We start from the raw sequence: 17,809 nt of genomic DNA, 5'->3' as shown, positions 1-17,809 counted from the left end.
CGGGCCGGCTTACTCGTAGCCGAGGCTCTTGAGGGCGCGCTCGTCGTCGGCCCAGCCGCTCTTGACCTTGACCCACACCTCCAGGAAGACCTTGGAGTCGAAGAGCTTTTCGAGTTCGACACGGGCTTCGGAGGCGATGCGCTTGAGGCGCTCGCCGCCCTTGCCGATGACCATCGCCTTGTGGGCGTCGCGGTCGACGATGATGGCCGCGTTGATGCGGCGCATGCCGGCTTCGGCCTCGAATTTTTCGATCTCGACGGTCATGCCGTAGGGCAGCTCTTCGCCCAGCTGGCGGAACAGCTTCTCACGGAGAAACTCGGCAGCCAGAAAGCGTTCGCTGCGGTCGGTGATGTCGTCCTCGCCGAAGATCCACTCGCCTTCGGGCAGGTAGGGCTCCGCGGCCTTCAGGAGCTGGGCGGTGTTGTGGCCCTTCTCGGCGGACACCGGGACGATCTCGGCAAAGGGATAGACCGCGCTCATCTTCTGGAGGAAGGGCAGCACCTTGGCCTTGTCCTCGAGCATGTCCATCTTGTTGACCACCAGGATCACCTTGGCGCCTTCGGGCAGCAGCTTGACCACCTGCTCGTCGGCGGGGCCGAAGCGGCCGCTCTCGATCACGAAGAGCACCAGGTCCACATCCGCCAGCACCTGGGTGACGGTGCGGTTCATCGCCCGGTTGAGGGCGTTCTTGTGGCGGGTCTGGAAGCCCGGGGTGTCGACGAAGATGTACTGGGCCTGGCCTTCGGTCAGCACGCCGGTGACCCGGTGACGGGTGGTCTGGGCCTTGCGCGACACGATGCTGATCTTCTGGCCGATCAGGCGGTTGAGCAGGGTGGACTTGCCCACATTGGGGCGGCCGACGATGGCGACGAAACCGGTGCGCATCGGCTGATCGCCAGCGGCGGAGGTGTTGGATTCGGTCATTTCTGGGGTAGGCGTTCCAGCGCCCGCTGGGCGGACTGCTGTTCGGCAGCGCGGCGACTCACGCCGATGCCGCGGGTCTTGAGGCCAAGGCCGGCGATCTCGCACTCGACCTCGAATTCCTGCTGGTGGGCTTCGCCCCGGGTGTCGGCGAGCGAATACTTGGGCAGCGCCATGCGCCGGCCCTGCAGCCACTCCTGCAGCGCGGTTTTTGGATCCTTGAGGGCGCGGGCCGGGTCGAGCGCGGCGAGGGACTTGTCGTAGAGCCGATCCACCACGCCCTTTGCCGCCTCGAAGCCGGCATCCAGGAACACCGCGGCGATGATGGCCTCCAGGGCGTCGGCGAGGATGGACGGCCGGCGATGTCCGCCGCTCTTCAGCTCGCCCTCGCCCAGGCGCAGGTATTCGCCGAGCCTGAGCCCGTCGGCGAGCCGGTGCAGGGCCTCCTGGCGCACCAGGTTGGCGCGCAGGCGCGACATGTCGCCCTCGCGCAGGTTGTCGAAGCGCCCGAACAGGGCGATGGCAGTGACGCAGTTGAGCACGCTGTCGCCGAGGAACTCGAGCCGCTCATTGTGGGGCGAGCCGAAGCTGCGATGGGTGACCGCCTGCTCCAGGAGCTCCGGCCGGGCAAAACGATGGCCGATGGCCTGCTGCAGGGCGTCCAACTTCATGGGGCGGAATCAGTGAGCGTCGGACGACGCGGAGAATTCGATCAGCAGGCTGACCCTGCCATAAAGCGGCACCTTGCGGGCGTAGTCGACGGACATCACGATTCGACCGTTTTCCTTGGTGATGTCGATATCCGCCGGCGTGACGCTGGTGATGTCGTCAACCGTGACACGCTTCGCGAAGGCGTTGCGCAGCTCCGAGACGGTGGCCGTCTGGGGGTTGGAGGCGCCGACCACCGCCGTCAGGGCGCGCTTGATCCCGTAGTACTCATTGACCACCGGGATCAGCTTGAGGCCCACCACCACGATGGCAGCCATCGCACCGCCGACCAGCAGCACGCTGACGAGACTCAGGCCCGATTGACTTTTTCGCGTCATGATCACTGGAAGCTGCCTATCCGTTTCAGGTCGCTGAAATTGAACCAGATGAAGAAAGCCTTGCCAACAATGTTCTGCTCCGGGACGAAGCCCCAGCCGCGGCTGTCGAAACTGCCGTCGCGGTTGTCGCCCATCATGAAGTAGTGCCCCGCCGGCACAGTGCAGGAAAGACCGCGGTTAGTATAGGTGCAGTTCTCCTGGAACGGATACTTGGTGACCTGGGAAACATAGGCCGGCGCGGCATTTTCCACGATGATCCGGTGCTCGACGTTGCCCAGCTTCTCGATGAAGCTCGGCGAGTAGTACAGCCGGTCGGTGTGCAGATAATCGCCGGCGGCGTTCTGCGGCACGGGCTGACCGTTGATCGTCAGCTTCTTGTCGATGTACTCCACCTTGTCCCCCGGCAGGCCCACGACCCGCTTGATGTAATCGAGGGAGGGGTCGCCCGGGAAACGGAAGACCATCACGTCGCCCCGCTGGGGCTCGTTCACGTCGATGATCTTCTTGTTGATGACGGGCAGGCGGATGCCGTAAGTCCACTTGTTGACCAGGATGAAGTCGCCGATCAGCAGGGTCGGGATCATCGAGCCGGACGGAATCTTGAAGGGCTCGACGACGAACGAGCGCAGGCAGAACACCACCAGGATCACCGGAAAGAAGCTCGCGCCGTACTCCACCCACCAGGGCGTCTTGGCGCCCACGCTGCGGCGCTTGCTGGCGACGAAACGGTCCAGCGCCCACAGGGCGCCGCTCACCAGCAGCAACAGGAAAAGAATCAGGGCGAAATTCACGTATCAGCTCCGGTCCGCAAGCTCATTTACCTTCATCCACCCGCAGCACGGCCAGGAAGGCCTCTTGCGGAATCTCGACGTTGCCCACCTGCTTCATGCGCTTCTTGCCCTCTTTCTGCTTCTCGAGGAGCTTCTTCTTCCGGGTGATGTCGCCGCCGTAGCACTTGGCCAGCACGTTCTTGCGCAGGGCCTTGATGGTTTCGCGGGCGACGATGTTGGAGCCGATCGCTGCCTGGATGGCCACGTCGAACATCTGGCGCGGGATGAGTTCGCGCAGCTTGGCCACCAGTTCGCGGCCGCGATACTGGGAGTTGGCGCGGTGCACGATGATCGACAGGGCATCCACCTTCTCGGAGGACACCAGCACGTCGAGCTTGACCAGATCGGCGGCACGGTATTCCTTGAACTCGTAGTCAAGCGAGGCGTAGCCGCGGGACACCGACTTCAGCTTGTCGAAGAAGTCCATGACCACCTCGTTCATCGGCATGTCGTAGATCAGCTGCACCTGACGGCCGTGGTAGAGCATGTCCACCTGGGCGCCGCGCTTCTGGTTGCACAGGGTGATGACCGGGCCGACGTACTCCTGGGGCAGGAAGATCACCGCCTTGATGATCGGCTCGCGCACCTCCTCGACCTTGGACAGGTCCGGCAGCTTGGACGGGTTGGACACCTGCTCGACGGTGCCATCCTTCATCAGCACTTCATACACCACGGTCGGCGCCGTGGTGATGAGGTTCATGTCGAACTCGCGCTCCAGGCGCTCCTGCACGATCTCCATGTGCAGCAGGCCCAGGAAGCCGCAGCGGAAACCGAAGCCCAGCGCCTGGGAGACTTCCGGCTCGAACTGCAGCGAGGCGTCGTTGAGGCGCAGCTTCTCGAGGGATTCGCGGAGCTGGTCGTATTCGTTGGACTCGACCGGATACAGGCCGGCGAACACCTGCGGCTTGATCTCCTTGAAGCCGGCCAGGGGCTCGGCGGCGGGCTTGCCGGCGAGGGTGATGGTGTCGCCCACCTTGGCGGACTTCAGCTCCTTGATGCCGGCGATGATGAAGCCCACCTGCCCGGCGGAGAGGCTCTCCCGGGATTGGGACTTGGGGGTGAACACCCCCACCTGCTCGCACAGGTGCTGGTTGCCGTTGGACATGAACAGGATCTTGTCCTTCGGCTTGAGGCTGCCATCGACCACCCGCACCAGCATCACCACGCCCACGTAGTTGTCGAACCACGAGTCGATGATGAGCGCCTTCAGCGGCGCATCCGGATCGCCCTTGGGAGGCGGGATGCGGGCGATGACGGCTTCCAGGATGTCCTCGACGCCCATGCCGGTCTTGGCCGAACAGGGGATCGCGTCGCTCGCGTCGATGCCGATCACGTCTTCGATCTCCTGCTTCGCGCCATCCGGGTTGGCCTGGGGCAGGTCCATCTTGTTGAGCACCGGCACCACCTCGACGCCCTGCTCCAGCGCGGTGTAGCAGTTGGCGACGGTCTGGGCCTCGACGCCCTGGGAGGCATCCACCACCAGCAGGCCGCCTTCGCAGGCCGCCAGGGAGCGGGAGACCTCGTAGGAGAAGTCCACGTGCCCCGGGGTATCGATGAGGTTGAGGTTATAGACCTGGCCGTCGCGGGCGCGGTAGCTCAGCGCCGCGGTCTGGGCCTTGATGGTGATGCCCCGCTCACGTTCGATGTCCATCGAGTCCAGCACCTGGGCCTCCATCTCCCGGTCGGACAGGCCGCCGCAAAGATGGATGATCCGGTCGGCCAGGGTGGACTTGCCGTGGTCGATATGGGCGATGATCGAGAAGTTTCTGATGTGTTGCATGGGCCATGAAAAAGGGTGCCGTTGGGCACCCTTGAAAAAATTGTTTGCCTGGCAAAGGGTTTGATTTTAACCGATACGCCGGAAATGAGCACGGACCGCGGCTTCGTCGAGGAAGTAATGACACAGTTCCACATCCCCGTCCAGCAACACCGGCACCTTCTCGCCCCAGACTTCTTCAAGCTCTGGCGCATCCGTGTCCAGATCCACGACGCGCACCGAAAACCCCAGCTCGTCCTGCAGCGGCGCGAGGGCGACGATCAGATCGTGGCACAGATGGCACCACATCCGGCTCAAGACGGTAAGTTGGCGATCAGCGCTCAAGGGTTCGCAGTGGCACGAAGGTCTGGGTTTCGCCACGCAGCACCAGCAGGGTGACGGTCTGCCCCAACTCGAGGCCACCCACCACGCGGTTAAACTGCTCCACCGAGCGGATGTCGGTGCGCACCCCCTTGCTCACCAAGGCCAGGATGCCGTCCCCAGCCTGGATCTCGGAGGCTCGCGCCGACGGGCTGCGCAGCGCATCCACCACCACCCCGCCGGCGGCAAAGCGGCCATCGCGGCGCTGATCCCCCGACGGCTCCACGACGACGATCCCGAGCCGGTTCGGCGCAACTTCCTGCCGGGGCGCCCTGGCGGCGAGCTTGCGCGCCTTCTCCTCGGGCAGCTCGGCCACCGTCACCGTGAGATCGCGCAGTGCTCCCTTACGCCATACCTGCACCGGCGCCCGGGCACCGGGCCGCGTGCTGCCGACGATCCGCGGCAGATCGCCCGACACGCCCACCGGCCGGTTGTCGAAGCGCAGGACGATGTCGCCCTGCTCGATGCCGGCCTTGTCTGCCGGGCTGCCCTTCTCCACCGAACTCACCAGGGCCCCGACCGGCTTGCCCAGGTTGAAGCTGTCGGCCAGCTCCCGGGAGACCTCCTGGATCACCACGCCGATCCGGCCCCGCTGAACCCGCCCGCTGGCCCGTAACTGGGCCTGCACGTCCATCGCCACGTCGATCGGGATCGCGAAGGACAGGCCCATGAAACCGCCTGTCCGGCTGTAGATCTGCGAATTGATGCCGACCACCTCGCCCTTCATGTTGAACAGCGGCCCCCCTGAATTGCCCGGGTTGATGGCCACGTCGGTCTGGATGAAGGGCACGAAGTTCTCCTGCGGCAGCGATCGCCCCTTGGCGCTCACGATGCCGGCGGTCACGGAGTTCTCGAAACCGAAGGGCGCACCGATCGCCACCACCCAGTCGCCGACGCGGAGCTTGCCCGCATCGCCCAGGGTGACCCTCGGCAGGCCCGTGGCGTCGATCTTGAGCAGCGCCACATCGGTGCGGGCGTCGGTGCCGATCACGCGAGCGCGAAACTCCCGCTTGTCGGTAAGCTTGACGACGATCTCGTCGGCACCATCCACCACATGGGCATTGGTCAGCACATAGCCATCGGGCGACACGATGAAGCCCGAACCCAGGGAGCGGTTGTCCGGGTCCATCCGCGGCCCGGATGGAGAACGCGGAATGAAGCGCCGGAAGAGGTCGAACATCGGATCGTCTTCTTCCAGGCTGGGCACGCCGGGCCGCGTCTGACGCAAGGCCTGGGTGGTGCTGATGTTCACCACCGCGGCCCCCTGGCGTTCGGCCAGATCGGCAAAATCGGGCAGATCCCGCGCCAACGCCAGACGGCCGGCGAACACGGCAACAAGCAGCGCCAGCCAGGCAAACAGGCGCCGGCAAACCACGTCGCCCCTCATCGCCCGCATGCCCCGTGCTGGGTACCGGCACGCTCCAGGCGCAGCGGCGCCGCGTCCTGCGTCCAGGCCGAACGGCCCCGCGCCAGCAGAAAGGCCACAACGCCCCCCGCCAGCGCACCGATACCCGCCGTCAGATCCACGCTACCACCCACCGGCGCCACAGCCGTACCGGCCGCAGCCCCCAGCAGCACGCCGGCCACCGGCAGCGCATAAGCCAGCAAGGCCGCGCGCAGCGGCGTGCCGTCGTCCACAACCAGCCCCACCGACTCACCGGGGCGCACGCCGATCTCGTCGCGCACCCGCACGGTCTGACTGGCAGCCGCCAGCGGCCTGGCGATATTCACCCCGCCGCATCCACCCGGTTCATGGCAACGACCGCAGCCCTGAGCCACCGTGACATCGACCCACGCATAACCCGACTCGACCCGCGAAACCACCCCGCTCACCCGCATCAGCGCTTCCGAACCTCCACACCGTCGGCGATGCGGACCAGCGCCGCCTGCGGCACCTCGCCCAACACCGTGATGAGGTGATCTGCCACCGTGCGACGGAAGATGTTGACCGCACCGTTGGTGCTCATGCCGCTCTGGGCGCCGGGCTTGGCCGACACCGGCTCGATGAACACCGAGATGGCCGCAAGCCCATCCGAAAAGACCACGTGATACGCCTCGGCCCGATCCTTGCGCCCCGGTCGCGCCACCGACACCACCTGGCGGAAGCCCGGGATCGAGTTGCGGAACACCCAGCCGATGTCTTCCACCTTCACATCGTTGCCGCGCGCCTGCACCACCTTCCAGTCGGCACCGCGCACAAAACGGGGCTTCACCTTCTCCTTGTCGAAGGGCGCGCCGATCTGCACCTCGTTGAAGGCAAACTGCTCGATGCTCTCGCCCTTCTCCCCGATCAGGCGAGCGCGCAGCAGGAGGCCGGAGTTCACGTCGGCCCACAACTGATGGCCGAAGCGCATGTCGTCCTTGGGCTCAAGGATGATCTGCTGACTCTCCAGGCCGGCAATCCGGACCACCTCACCCTTGCGAATGCGGTAGTTCTCGGCCAGAGCGCTCGGCGAGGCCGGCAGCCGCGCCGGGAAACCGCGCCGGGCCGCCGACTGATCGACGATCACCAGCTTCTGATCCGGCAGGAAGCACTGCACCTCTTCGTTGTTGCGCACCACCTCCCGCGGGCTGCCGTCCAGCGCCTCCATCTTCTCGAACTCGACTCCGCCGTCCACCAGATGGGCGATCCGCGAAGTCTCGACGTTCTTCCCGTTCTGGTAGCTGAAGGTGCCGGTGTAGTTGAGCCGATGCGCGGCGCTGGAGATGCGGCCCAGCCAGTTCAGCGGATCGGTGGGGACTTCGGCCGCGCCAGCGGCCCCTGCCGTCAGGAGTGCCGCCATCAATGCGACAAAGCGCTTCATCGCTGTCCGGCCACGCGACTGTCGGAAACGGTCCGCACGTAGAGCGCGACGCCGGGCATGGCTGCGGAAGGCGCCATCGCCTGATGGGCGAACAGGTACTCGCGCTCAGACGGCTCGCCCGTCGCCCCCTGCGGCCGCGTGGCCGACTCGGCCGGCGCGCTCACCAGCGCAACTGGCGCCTGAACCTTGGCCGCCGCCAGGCGTTCGACCGGCTCGCCGCTACCGTTGAGGGACATCGCCACCCAACCCACGGCAGCCACGCCCATGAACGACGCCGCGATCGGCATCAGGTGCCGGACGAGGCCACCGCCAACCTCCCGACGCGCCGGCGCCAGGACCGTGGGCTCGTCGTCAATGCAGCGCATCACCTTGCGCGTGAAATCGGACGACAGCCCGTTCTCATCCCGCAGCACGTCCCCGATGAGGCAGTAATCTTCCCAGTCTCGTCGAAGCGCTCCATCCCGCCTGAGCGATTCGAACAGTCGGGACGAAGCCTCGTCGTCGAGGGCGCCGTCCAGCAGGGCCGAAACCTTTTCTTTCATCGTCTTACCACCTCTTGTTCGGAGCCGTATCGAGCAACGGCCTGAGCTTTTCTGAAATTGCTTCCCGCGCGCGGAAGATCCGCGATCGGACGGTGCCGATCGGACACTCCATGATCGAGGCGATCTCTTCATAGCTCAGACCTTCGATCTCGCGCAGCACGATTGCCGTTCTCAATTCTTCAGGCAAGGCCTCCATCGCCACATTGACGGTATCCCCGATCTGCTTGGTCATCAGCAGACGCTCCGGCGTGTTGATGTCGCGCAGCTGATCGCCATCCTCGAAGGTCTCGGCCTCGTCGGAGTCGAAATCGGTGGACGTCGGCGCACGCCGGCCCTGCGAAACGAGGAAGTTCTTGGCGGTGTTGATCCCGATACGATAAAGCCAGGTATAAAAAGCGCTGTCTCCCCGGAAGGACGGCAAGGCGCGATACGCCTTGATGAACGTCTCCTGGGCGACATCCTCCACTTCGGCGGGATCTCGGATCAATCTCGACAACAGCCGGGCGAGCTTGCGCTGGTACTTAGCCACCAGCAGGCCAAAAGCCTGCTTGTCGCCACGCTGGACGCGCTCGACCAACTGCTGGTCAATTTCTCGATCGCTCATGGTCGGGAAAGGGCTACCTCGTGAGTCATGGCCCGGTCGGCCACAGCCCGGCAGTATACCTTGAGCGTCTCGATTTCCTGCCAAAGTCCTTCGGTTGACCGCAGCGGCCCCGCCATAGTTCAGTCACCGAAAGGGTTTTGTTGGCGTCGGCAGGGCAGATCGCACGTGCTATAGTCGGCCATCTGAACTATCGCGCCCCCGCGGAATTCCGAAGTGACCGCTTTTGATGTGCTCATCCTGGGCAGTGGCCTTGCCGGCCAATCCCTCGCCCTTCGCCTCGCCGACACCCTGAAGGTCGCCCTCGTCACCAAACGCACGCTCGAAGACAGCGCCAGCGCCTGGGCCCAGGGCGGGATTGCCGCGGTGCTCGACCCCACCGACAGCACCGAAGCCCACATCGCCGACACCCACACCGCCGGCGCCGGGTTGTGCTCGAAGAAAGCCACCCGCTTCGTCGTCGAGAACGGCGCACGAGCAATCCGCTGGCTGATCGATCGCGGCGTCCCCTTCACGGCGGATTCTGGCTCGCCGATCGGCTACCACCTCACCCGCGAAGGCGGACACGGACACCGGCGGGTCATCCATGTGGCCGACGCCACCGGCGCCGCCGTCCAGGCCACACTGACCGAACAGGTCCGCGCCCACCCGAACATCCAGATCTTCGAACAGCACATCGCGGTCGACCTCATCGTCGGCCACAAGATCGGACGCCCCGAGGCCGGCTGCCTTGGCGCCTACGTCCTCGACATCGCCAACGACGAAGTGCGCACTTTCGCAGCGCGCCACACCGTGCTCGCCACCGGCGGCGCGGGCAAGGTCTACCTCTACACCACCAACCCCGATACCGCCACCGGCGACGGGGTGGCCATGGCCTGGCGGGCCGGCTGTCGGGTCTCGAACATGGAGTTCATCCAGTTCCACCCCACCTGCCTGTACCACCCGCAAGCCAAATCCTTCCTGATCTCCGAAGCCGTCCGGGGCGAAGGCGGCCTGCTGCGCCGGCCCGACGGCTCGCGCTTCATGCCCGAACACGACAGCCGCGAGGAGCTGGCCCCGCGCGACATCGTCGCCCGCGCCATCGACTTCGAGATGAAGAAGCACGGCCTGGACTGCGTCTTCCTGGACATCAGCCACAAGCCGGCCGACTTCCTGCGCGAGCACTTCCCCAACATCCTGGCCCGCTGCGCCGAGCTGGGCATCGACATCACCCAGCAGCCGATCCCGGTGGTGCCTGCCGCGCACTATTCCTGCGGCGGCATCGTCACCGACCTGCGCGCCCGCACCGACGTACCCGGCCTTTACGCCGTGGGCGAGACCGCCTGCACCGGCCTGCACGGCGCCAACCGGCTAGCCAGCAACTCCCTGCTCGAATGTCTGGTCTATGGCGAGGCCGCAGCCAGCGACATCCTCGCCAACCCACGCCCCCAGGCCGCCGAGCTGCCCCAGTGGGACGAGAGCCGCGTGACCGACGCCGACGAATCCATCGTGATCTCTCACAACTGGGACGAGTTACGCCGGTTCATGTGGGACTACGTGGGGATCGTGCGCACCAACAAGCGGCTCCAGCGCGCCCAGCACCGCATCCGCCTGCTGGCCCGGGAGATTGACGAGTTCTACAGCAACTTCCGGGTGAGCAACGACCTGATCGAGCTGCGCAACCTGGTTGTCACCGCCGATCTCATCGTCCGCAGCGCCCTGAATCGCAAGGAAAGCCGCGGCCTGCACTTCAGCCGCGATTACCCCACCGCCCTGCCGGTGGCCCGCGACACGGTGATCCGCCCAACCCGCAGCCGGATGCGCTAGAGAACCTCTCGCGCTTCAGCCTTCCGCAGCGCGCCCGGCCCGCAGCCGGGCCCACACCTGAAAACGCCGCCAGTCGTCGCGACTGACCTGATCGCGCATCACAAGCCGCGCCCGCTTCCGGCGCGTGCGCTCGTCCTGCCAGACCAGCCAAACGGCGGCGGCGCTGACCGTCGTCTCCGGCCGGGCGTTCAGCTGCAGCTCGACGGCGCCATCCGGATCGAACTGAAATCCGCCGTCGCTCATCAGCCCGAGCCGACACCCATCACGCCGCCAGCGCAGCACAAAATTAGCCCACGACAGAACCGCAGTGGCAGCGCCTGCCACCCACAGCCACGACCCGCTGCTGAAGCAGAATGAAAAAACCGCCACGACATGCACCCCCGTCACAAGAACGAGGAGCAGCCGGGACGGCTTGATTTCAATGACAGTCACGACGCACGGATGGCCGTGCCATCGACTCAGACCTTGCGGAACACCAGCGTGCCGTTGGTACCGCCAAAGCCGAAGTTGTTCTTCACCGCCACGTCGATCTTCATCTGACGAGCCACGTTGGCACAGTAATCCAGATCGCACTCCGGATCCTGCTCGAAGATGTTGATCGTCGGCGGGGATACCTGGTTATAGACAGCAAGACTAGTGATGACTGACTCCAGCCCGCCAGCGCCACCCAGGAGGTGACCGGTCATCGACTTGGTGGAGTTGACCACCAGCTTCTTGGCGACATCCGCACCGAAGGCCAGCTTGATGGCTTCGGTTTCGTTCTTGTCGCCGAGGGGCGTCGAAGTGCCGTGCGCGTTGAGGTACTGCACTTCGTCGGGGTTGATGCCGGCGTTGTGCAGCGCATTCACCATGCTGCGACGCGGCCCGTCGGTATCCGGCGCGGTCATGTGGTAGGCGTCGCCGCTCATGCCGAAACCGGCGATCTCGGCGTAGATGCGGGCACCGCGCTTGACCGCGTGCTCGTACTCTTCAAGCACCAGCACACCGGCGCCTTCGCCAAGCACGAAACCGTCACGATCCTTGTCCCACGGACGGCTGGCCGTCGCGGGATCGTCGTTGCGGGTGGACAGCGCCTTTGCCGATGCAAAGCCACCCACCGCCAGCGGCGTGACGGTCGATTCGGCGCCGCCGCAGACCATCATGTCCGCATCGCCGTACTCGATCATCCGCGCGCTCATGCCGATAGCGTGCAGGCCGGTGGTGCAGGCAGTCACGACCGCAATGTTGGGCCCCTTCATCCCGAACATGATCGACAGGTTGCCGGAGATCATGTTGATGATGGTGCCGGGGATGAAGAAGGGGGAAATCTTGCGAGGACCGCCGCCGAGGAAATCGTCGTGGGTGTCCTCGATCATCGGCAGGCCGCCGATGCCGGAGCCGATATTGACGCCAATGCGGTGCGCATTGGCATCCGTCACCTCGATGCCCGAATCTCGGATGGCCTGGATGCCGGCCGCGAGCCCGTAGTGGATGAAGATATCCATCCGGCGCGCCTCTTTCGGGGAAAGATAGGCGCTGACATCGAAGCCCTTGACCTCGCCGGCGATCTTTGCCGAAAAGGCAGAGGTGTCGAAACGGGTAATCTGAGCGATGCCGGAACGCCCATTGACGATGGCATCCCAGGTTTCAGGTACGGTGTTACCGACCGGCGTGATGGCGCCGAGGCCGGTGACGACAACTCTGCGTCGGGTCAAGGCTGGCTCCTGCGCGTTACTTCTTCAGGTGGGCGGAGACGTAGTCGATCGCCTGCTGGACGCTGGTGATCTTCTCGGCTTCTTCGTCGGGGATCTCGCACTCGAACTCTTCTTCGAGGGCCATCACCAGCTCGACGGTGTCGAGGGAATCGGCACCCAGATCGTCAACGAAGGACGATTCGTTCTTGATTTCGGCTTCATTGACACCGAGTTGTTCGGCGACGATCTTTTTGACACGAGCTTCGATATTTTCCATGTAGCAACTCCTTCGCTGATTGAGCGGGGTGAATTCAAAACCCCCGCATTCTACCAAAAACGCGCCCCCCCGCCAGTCCGGCGAGGGTTACGCCATGTACATGCCGCCATTCACGTGGAGCGTCGCCCCGGTCACGTAGGACGAAGCAGGCGACGCCAGAAAGCCGACCACCGCGGCGATCTCCTCCGGTTTGCCCAGGCGACCCAGGGCAATCTTGCCCTGCAGGGCCTCGCGCTGGGCTTCGGGCAGCTCCTTGGTCATGTCGGTGTCGATGAAACCCGGCGCGACGCAATTCACGGTGATGTTGCGGCTGCCCAGCTCCTGAGCCAGCGCCCGGGTCATCCCCGCCACGCCGGCCTTGGCGGCGGCATAGTTGGCCTGACCGGGGTTGCCGGAGCTGCCCACCACCGAGGTGATGTTGATGATGCGGCCGTTACGGGCCTTCATCATGCCGCGCATGACGAGGCGGGACATGCGGAAGACCGACTTGAGATTGGTGTCGAGCACCGCATCCCATTCGGCGTCCTTCATGCGCATCGCCAGGTTGTCGCGGGTGATGCCGGCGTTATTCACCAGCACCAGCACCGGGCCAAGGCTCTTCTCGATCTCGGAGATGGCCGCCTCGCAGGCCGCCGCGTCGGTGACGTCGAGGGCCAGCCCGCGACCGGCGATGCCGGCCGCTTCAAGACCGGCCTGGATGTCGGCAGCGCCAGCCTCGGAGGTGGCCGTCCCGACCACCGTCGCACCCAGGCGCCCCAGTTCCAGGGCAATGGCCCGACCGATACCGCGGGAGGCGCCCGTCACCAGCGCCACCTGCCCCTGCAAAACCTGACTCATGCTGCCCCCGTCGTCTGAAGAATGTCGGCGAGGCTGGCTGCATCGGCGATGGCGCCGCCCTGCAGACTGCCTTCGATACGCTTGGTCATGCCGGCCAGCACCTTGCCCGGGCCGCACTCGAAAACGTGGGTCGCACCGCGGCGGGCGATCTCCTGCACGGTCTCGATCCAGCGGACCGGCGAATAGGCCTGACGCACCAGCGCATCCTTGATGCGGGCCGGATCGGTCTCGACGGCCACATCGACGTTGTTGAGCACGGCGATGGCCGGCACCCTGACCTCGATTTCGGCCAGACGCTGCGCCAGACGCTCGGCGGCGGGCTTCATCAGCGCGCAGTGGAAGGGCGCGCTCACCGGCAGCAGCACGGCACGCTTGGCGCCCTTGGTCTTGGCGACCGCCATGGCGCGCTCGACGGCCGCGCGGGCGCCGGCGATGACGATCTGCCCGGGGGAGTTGAGATTGGCGGCGGAGACGACCTCGCCCTGGGCGGCTTCGGCACAAGCCTCGGCGGCGGCGGGCTCGTCGAGACCGAGCAGCGCGGCCATCGCGCCCTCGCCGGCCGGAACGGCTTCCTGCATGGCCTGAGCACGCAGGCGCACCAGCTTGACGGCCTCCTGGAAATCCAGCGCACCGGCAGCCACCAGTGCGGAGTATTCACCCAGGCTGTGACCGGCGACGAGGCTCGGGGTTGCGCCGCCACGGGCAATCCACTCGCGATACACCGCCACGCCCGCAGTGAGCATCAACGGCTGAGTATTGACGGTCTGGGCCAGCACTTCGGCGGGGCCGTCGGCGACCATCTGCCACAGATCCTCGCCAAGGGCGGCGGAGGCTTCGGCGAAGGTGTCGCGGATCACCGCGGAGTCACCGTAGGCCGCCATCATGCCGACCGACTGGGAGCCCTGCCCCGGAAAAACGAAAGCGAAATTCATCGTCCCCTATCCTTCAATGACAATGCTTCTTGTTAGAACTGGATGAGCGCGGCGCCCCACGCAAAGCCGCCGCCGATTCCCTCGAGGATCACTTTTTGGCCTGGCCGGATACGGCCGTCGCGGACGGCCGCGTCGAGGGCCAACGGAATTGAGGCCGCCGAGGTATTGCCGTGTTCGCCAACCGTGGCGATGACCCGATCCATCGACAGGCCCAGCCGCTTGCCGGTGGCCTGGATGATGCGAATGTTGGCCTGATGGGGAATCAACCAATCCACGTCGTCGAGCGCAACACCGGCGCGCTCGGCCACTTCGCGGGCTACGTCGGCAAGCACCCGGACGGCAAATTTGAACACCGCCTGGCCGTCCATGCGCAGGAACGGATCGCCCGTCACAAGACCGCGATTAACCTGACCCGGCACACGCAGAATGCCGTTGTGGCTGCCGTCGGCATGCAGCGCGGTAGCGAGGATACCCGGCGTGTCAGAAGCGGCCAGGACCACCGCACCGGCGCCGTCTCCGAACAGCACGCAGGTACTGCGATCCTGCCAGTCGAGAATGCGCGAAAAGACCTCCGCGCCCACCACCAGCACGCGCTTGTGGTCGCCGGAGCGGATGAACTTGTCTGCAGTGGCCAGCGCGTATGCAAAACCAGCGCAGACGGCCTGCACATCGAAGGCGGGCGAACCATTGCTGATGCCCAGGCGCGCCTGCAGCAGCGTGGCTGTGCTGGGAAAGATGTAATCCGGCGTGGAGGTGGCAACGATCAACAGGTCGATGTCCTGCGGCCCACAGCCGGCTGCGGCCAGGGCACGCACGCTCGCTTCGTAGGCCAGATCACTGGAGGTCACGTCCGGCGGTGCCAGATAGCGACTGCGGATTCCGGTGCGCTCGACGATCCACTCGTCGGAAGTATCGATGCCACGGGCAACCAGATCGTCATTCGTGACCGGCGAGCCAGGAAGATAGCTGCCAGTTCCGATCACTCGGGTATGGATCATGCTGCAGGCCTTTCACGTTCCATTCGTTCGCTGATCCGCTCGATGAGCCTGTTCCGCGCCGCCTCGGCGGCCCGCCAGAGGGCCTGCTCGAAGGCGAAGGAATCGGCCGAGCCGTGACTCTTCACCACCACGCCGCGCAAGCCCAGCAGGGCCGCGCCATTGTAGCGGCGCGAGTCCACCTTGTGCTTGAACCCCTTGAGGGCGGACATGGCAAAGAATGCCGCCAGCTTGGTGATCCAGTTGCGGGAGAACTGCTCGCGCAGAAAGCTGGCCATCATGTGAGCCAGGCCTTCGGAGGTCTTGAGCGCCACATTGCCGACAAAGCCATCGCAGACGACCACATCCACCGTACCTTTGTAGATGTCGTTGCCCTCGACGTTGCCGTAGAAGTTGAGGCCGCTGTTACGCAGCAACTCACCGGCCTGCTTGACGATCTCGTTGCCCTTGATGTCCTCTTCGCCGATGTTGAGCAGACCCACGCTGGGCCGCTCGTTGTGCTCGACGGCCGCCACCAGCATGGCGCCCATGATGCCGAACTGTAGCAGGTGCTCGGCGGAGCAATCGACGTTGGCGCCCAGGTCGAGCATGTGGGTGAGACCGCGCATACTGGGGAGCGTGCTGCAGATCGCCGGGCGGTCGATGCCGGGAAGCGTTTTGAGGACGAAGCGGGAGATCGCCATCAGGGCGCCGGTGTTGCCGGCGGAGACGGCGGCCTGGGCTTCGCCCGACTTGACCAGATCCACCGACACCCGCATCGACGAATCTTTCTTGTTGCGCATGGCGAGCGCCGGCGGCTCATCCATGCCGACGACTTCGGAGGCCGGATGCAGGCGCAGGCGTTCGCCGAACTCCTGAAGCGCGCCACCCAGATGAGGCTCGATGGCCTCCGGGCGACCGACCAGAAGGATTCGGGTGTCGCGATCGCCACGCAGATAATGCAGCGCAGCAGGAACCGTTACCGAAGGGCCGTGATCGCCCCCCATGCAGTCAATGGCCAGGGTGACAGTCATTCGGCGCCAAGCGGAGAAAATGGGTGGACAAGTTGTGAAAACGGCGCGATCGCCCAAGGGCGTCGCGCCGTCTGGCAACCGGGAGAATTACTCGCCCTTGGCCTTGGCAACCTTCTTGCCACGGTAGACGCCGGACGGCGACACGTGGTGACGCAGGTGCACTTCGCCGGTGGTCGGCTCGACGGCCAGCGGGGGCGCAACCAGGAAATCGTGGGAACGATGCATACCGCGCTTGGACGGGGACTTCTTGTTCTGTTGAACAGCCATGAAACACTCCTTGAGGAATACTTAAACCTTGCCGCGCAGCTGACGCAGAACGGCGAAGGGCGAAATCTCTTCATCGACACCGGCTTTCACCGGCGGGTCGCAATCGTCGTGACGCGGCACCAGAGGCAAGGCCAGCAACACCTCGTCCTCGACCAGCGCCAGCAGATCGGTGAGCGGCTCGACCTCGAGGGCGTCTTCCGCATCGTTCTCCAGCTCATCTTCCGGCGGCGCTTCGCCGGGGCGGAGGAGCAGCAGACGATTTTCCACTTCACAGGGCCACTCCAGGGCTTCGAGGCAACGCTGACACTGCAGAACCAGGCGACCCCGGATCCACAGATCGACGTGGAGCCTGCCCTCGTCGTCACGCTCACCCTGAAACCCGAAAGCCACCGTTCCGGTCGGCTCCAGCACCGACTCGGCGACACGGCCGAGGCGCGTTACCGGCACCTCGCCCTCAAGGCTGCGCCCTTCTCTGGCCAGCGCCCGGAGGTCGATCACGAAGCTTTCTTGCGACATAAGAGCGGCATGATATTATTTTCGGCTCCCTGTGTCAAAACCCTGCACGCGCGCCGACGGCAATTTTCACGCCGCGCCTCCCTGCCCGATGAAACTCGTCCTTGCCTCCACCTCGACCTATCGCCGCGAACTCCTCCAGCGCTTCGGCCTGCCCTTTGAAGTCGCCCGCCCCGACATCGACGAAAGCCCCCTGCCCGGCGAGAGCCCCCGCGGCACGGCCGAGCGCCTTGCCATCGAGAAGGCCCGCGCCGTGGCCGGGCAGTTCGACGACGCCCTCATCATCGGCAGCGACCAGGTGGCAGCGCTGGGCGACATCCGCTTCGGCAAGCCCGGCACCGTCGAGCGCGCGGTGGCGCAGCTCCAGCAGATGAGCGGCCAGACCGTGATCTTCCACACCGCGCTGGCGCTCCTCAACACGCAAACTGGCGAAGCGCAGCTCGACGTGGTGCCGACCGAGGTGCGCTTTCGCCCCCTCAGCCACGACGAGATCGTGCGCTACGTGGAGCGCGAACGCCCCCTCGACTGCGCCGGCAGCGCCAAGTCGGAAGGCCTGGGCATCGCCCTCCTCGACGCCCTCTCCGGCGACGACCCCAACGCCCTCGTCGGCCTGCC

Annotated in this window: 22 protein-coding genes; 2 read left to right on the top strand and 20 right to left on the bottom strand. The window is 65.4% G+C overall.

Features of this window, described 5'->3' with window-relative positions:
- Positions 1–9: 9 nt before the first annotated feature.
- From era to rpoE, 11 genes are all read right to left on the bottom strand, one after another.
- On the bottom strand, positions 10–924 hold the full coding sequence (era, locus tag ACE3N6_RS13275; protein WP_374246253.1) for a GTPase Era: 915 nt from the start codon (positions 922–924) through the stop codon (positions 10–12).
- The gene (gene rnc / locus ACE3N6_RS13270; protein ID WP_374246252.1) at positions 921–1,592 is read right to left on the bottom strand and encodes a ribonuclease III; all 672 of its coding nucleotides are present in this window, start codon (positions 1,590–1,592) and stop codon (positions 921–923) included. Before rnc ends, era begins: the two co-directional genes overlap by 4 nt.
- A 9-nt stretch (positions 1,593–1,601) precedes the next feature.
- Positions 1,602–1,967 (bottom strand): DUF4845 domain-containing protein, encoded by a 366-nt coding sequence (locus ACE3N6_RS13265; protein WP_374246251.1) that lies wholly within the window; start codon positions 1,965–1,967, stop codon positions 1,602–1,604.
- Positions 1,968–1,969: 2 nt separating this feature from the next.
- The gene (gene lepB / locus ACE3N6_RS13260; protein ID WP_374246250.1) at positions 1,970–2,758 is read right to left on the bottom strand and encodes a signal peptidase I; all 789 of its coding nucleotides are present in this window, start codon (positions 2,756–2,758) and stop codon (positions 1,970–1,972) included.
- A 22-nt stretch (positions 2,759–2,780) separates the two neighbouring features.
- On the bottom strand, positions 2,781–4,577 hold the full coding sequence (gene lepA, locus ACE3N6_RS13255; protein ID WP_374246249.1) for a translation elongation factor 4: 1,797 nt from the start codon (positions 4,575–4,577) through the stop codon (positions 2,781–2,783).
- 66 nt (positions 4,578–4,643) lie between these two features.
- The gene (locus ACE3N6_RS13250; protein ID WP_374246248.1) at positions 4,644–4,898 is read right to left on the bottom strand and encodes a glutaredoxin family protein; all 255 of its coding nucleotides are present in this window, start codon (positions 4,896–4,898) and stop codon (positions 4,644–4,646) included.
- Positions 4,888–6,321, bottom strand: a complete 1,434-nt coding sequence (locus ACE3N6_RS13245) for a DegQ family serine endoprotease (protein ID WP_374246266.1) — start codon at positions 6,319–6,321, stop codon at positions 4,888–4,890. The genes ACE3N6_RS13250 and ACE3N6_RS13245 overlap by 11 nt, the downstream gene beginning before the upstream one ends.
- Positions 6,318–6,773 (bottom strand): SoxR reducing system RseC family protein, encoded by a 456-nt coding sequence (locus ACE3N6_RS13240; protein WP_374246247.1) that lies wholly within the window; start codon positions 6,771–6,773, stop codon positions 6,318–6,320. Before ACE3N6_RS13240 ends, ACE3N6_RS13245 begins: the two co-directional genes overlap by 4 nt.
- Positions 6,773–7,738 (bottom strand): MucB/RseB C-terminal domain-containing protein, encoded by a 966-nt coding sequence (locus ACE3N6_RS13235; protein ID WP_374246246.1) that lies wholly within the window; start codon positions 7,736–7,738, stop codon positions 6,773–6,775. Before ACE3N6_RS13235 ends, ACE3N6_RS13240 begins: the two co-directional genes overlap by 1 nt.
- Positions 7,735–8,280, bottom strand: coding sequence for a sigma-E factor negative regulatory protein (locus ACE3N6_RS13230; RefSeq protein ID WP_374246245.1), 546 nt, complete (start codon positions 8,278–8,280; stop codon positions 7,735–7,737). The genes ACE3N6_RS13235 and ACE3N6_RS13230 overlap by 4 nt, the downstream gene beginning before the upstream one ends.
- A 4-nt stretch (positions 8,281–8,284) precedes the next feature.
- Complete coding sequence (gene rpoE, locus ACE3N6_RS13225) at positions 8,285–8,884, bottom strand: RNA polymerase sigma factor RpoE (RefSeq protein WP_374246244.1); 600 nt, start codon at positions 8,882–8,884, stop codon at positions 8,285–8,287.
- 213 nt (positions 8,885–9,097) lie between these two features.
- Between rpoE and nadB the strand changes: the two genes are divergently transcribed.
- Positions 9,098–10,687, top strand: coding sequence for an L-aspartate oxidase (gene nadB, locus ACE3N6_RS13220; RefSeq protein WP_374246243.1), 1,590 nt, complete (start codon positions 9,098–9,100; stop codon positions 10,685–10,687).
- A gap of 15 nt (positions 10,688–10,702) precedes the next feature.
- Here nadB and ACE3N6_RS13215 read toward each other — a convergent pair whose 3' ends face one another.
- The 9 genes from ACE3N6_RS13215 to ACE3N6_RS13175 all read right to left on the bottom strand — a co-directional run bounded on the left by ACE3N6_RS13215 (position 10,703) and on the right by ACE3N6_RS13175 (position 17,179).
- Positions 10,703–11,119, bottom strand: a complete 417-nt coding sequence (locus tag ACE3N6_RS13215; protein WP_374246242.1) for a protein YgfX — start codon at positions 11,117–11,119, stop codon at positions 10,703–10,705.
- Between the two features lie 26 nt (positions 11,120–11,145).
- Positions 11,146–12,381, bottom strand: coding sequence for a beta-ketoacyl-ACP synthase II (fabF, locus tag ACE3N6_RS13210; protein WP_374246241.1), 1,236 nt, complete (start codon positions 12,379–12,381; stop codon positions 11,146–11,148).
- 16 nt (positions 12,382–12,397) lie between these two features.
- Entirely contained in the window at positions 12,398–12,637 is a 240-nt protein-coding gene (gene acpP / locus ACE3N6_RS13205; RefSeq protein WP_153161512.1) for an acyl carrier protein, read from the bottom strand.
- 87 nt (positions 12,638–12,724) lie between these two features.
- A complete protein-coding gene (fabG, locus tag ACE3N6_RS13200; RefSeq protein ID WP_374246240.1) occupies positions 12,725–13,474 on the bottom strand; it encodes a 3-oxoacyl-ACP reductase FabG in 750 nt (249 codons plus the stop codon).
- A complete protein-coding gene (gene fabD / locus ACE3N6_RS13195; RefSeq protein ID WP_374246239.1) occupies positions 13,471–14,406 on the bottom strand; it encodes an ACP S-malonyltransferase in 936 nt (311 codons plus the stop codon). The genes fabG and fabD overlap by 4 nt, the downstream gene beginning before the upstream one ends.
- 32 nt (positions 14,407–14,438) lie before the next feature.
- Entirely contained in the window at positions 14,439–15,404 is a 966-nt protein-coding gene (locus tag ACE3N6_RS13190; protein ID WP_374246238.1) for a beta-ketoacyl-ACP synthase III, read from the bottom strand.
- Positions 15,401–16,414, bottom strand: coding sequence for a phosphate acyltransferase PlsX (plsX, locus tag ACE3N6_RS13185; protein ID WP_374246237.1), 1,014 nt, complete (start codon positions 16,412–16,414; stop codon positions 15,401–15,403). Before plsX ends, ACE3N6_RS13190 begins: the two co-directional genes overlap by 4 nt.
- A gap of 87 nt (positions 16,415–16,501) precedes the next feature.
- Complete coding sequence (gene rpmF, locus ACE3N6_RS13180; protein WP_079435603.1) at positions 16,502–16,681, bottom strand: 50S ribosomal protein L32; 180 nt, start codon at positions 16,679–16,681, stop codon at positions 16,502–16,504.
- 21 nt (positions 16,682–16,702) lie between these two features.
- Positions 16,703–17,179: a DUF177 domain-containing protein gene (locus tag ACE3N6_RS13175; protein ID WP_374246236.1), complete on the bottom strand. Its 477-nt coding sequence runs from the start codon at positions 17,177–17,179 to the stop codon at positions 16,703–16,705.
- A 106-nt stretch (positions 17,180–17,285) separates the two neighbouring features.
- On the opposite strand from ACE3N6_RS13175, the gene ACE3N6_RS13170 reads away from it, so the two are divergent.
- Positions 17,286–17,809, top strand: a 524-nt coding sequence (locus tag ACE3N6_RS13170) for a nucleoside triphosphate pyrophosphatase (RefSeq protein WP_374246235.1), incomplete at its 3' end; no start/stop codon positions are given.

Origin of the sequence: Zoogloea sp. (assembly GCF_041904905.1) — a bacterium.
Taxonomy (GTDB): Bacteria; Pseudomonadota; Gammaproteobacteria; order Burkholderiales; family Rhodocyclaceae; genus Zoogloea.
This window is presented reverse-complemented; position numbering and strand designations above follow the sequence as displayed.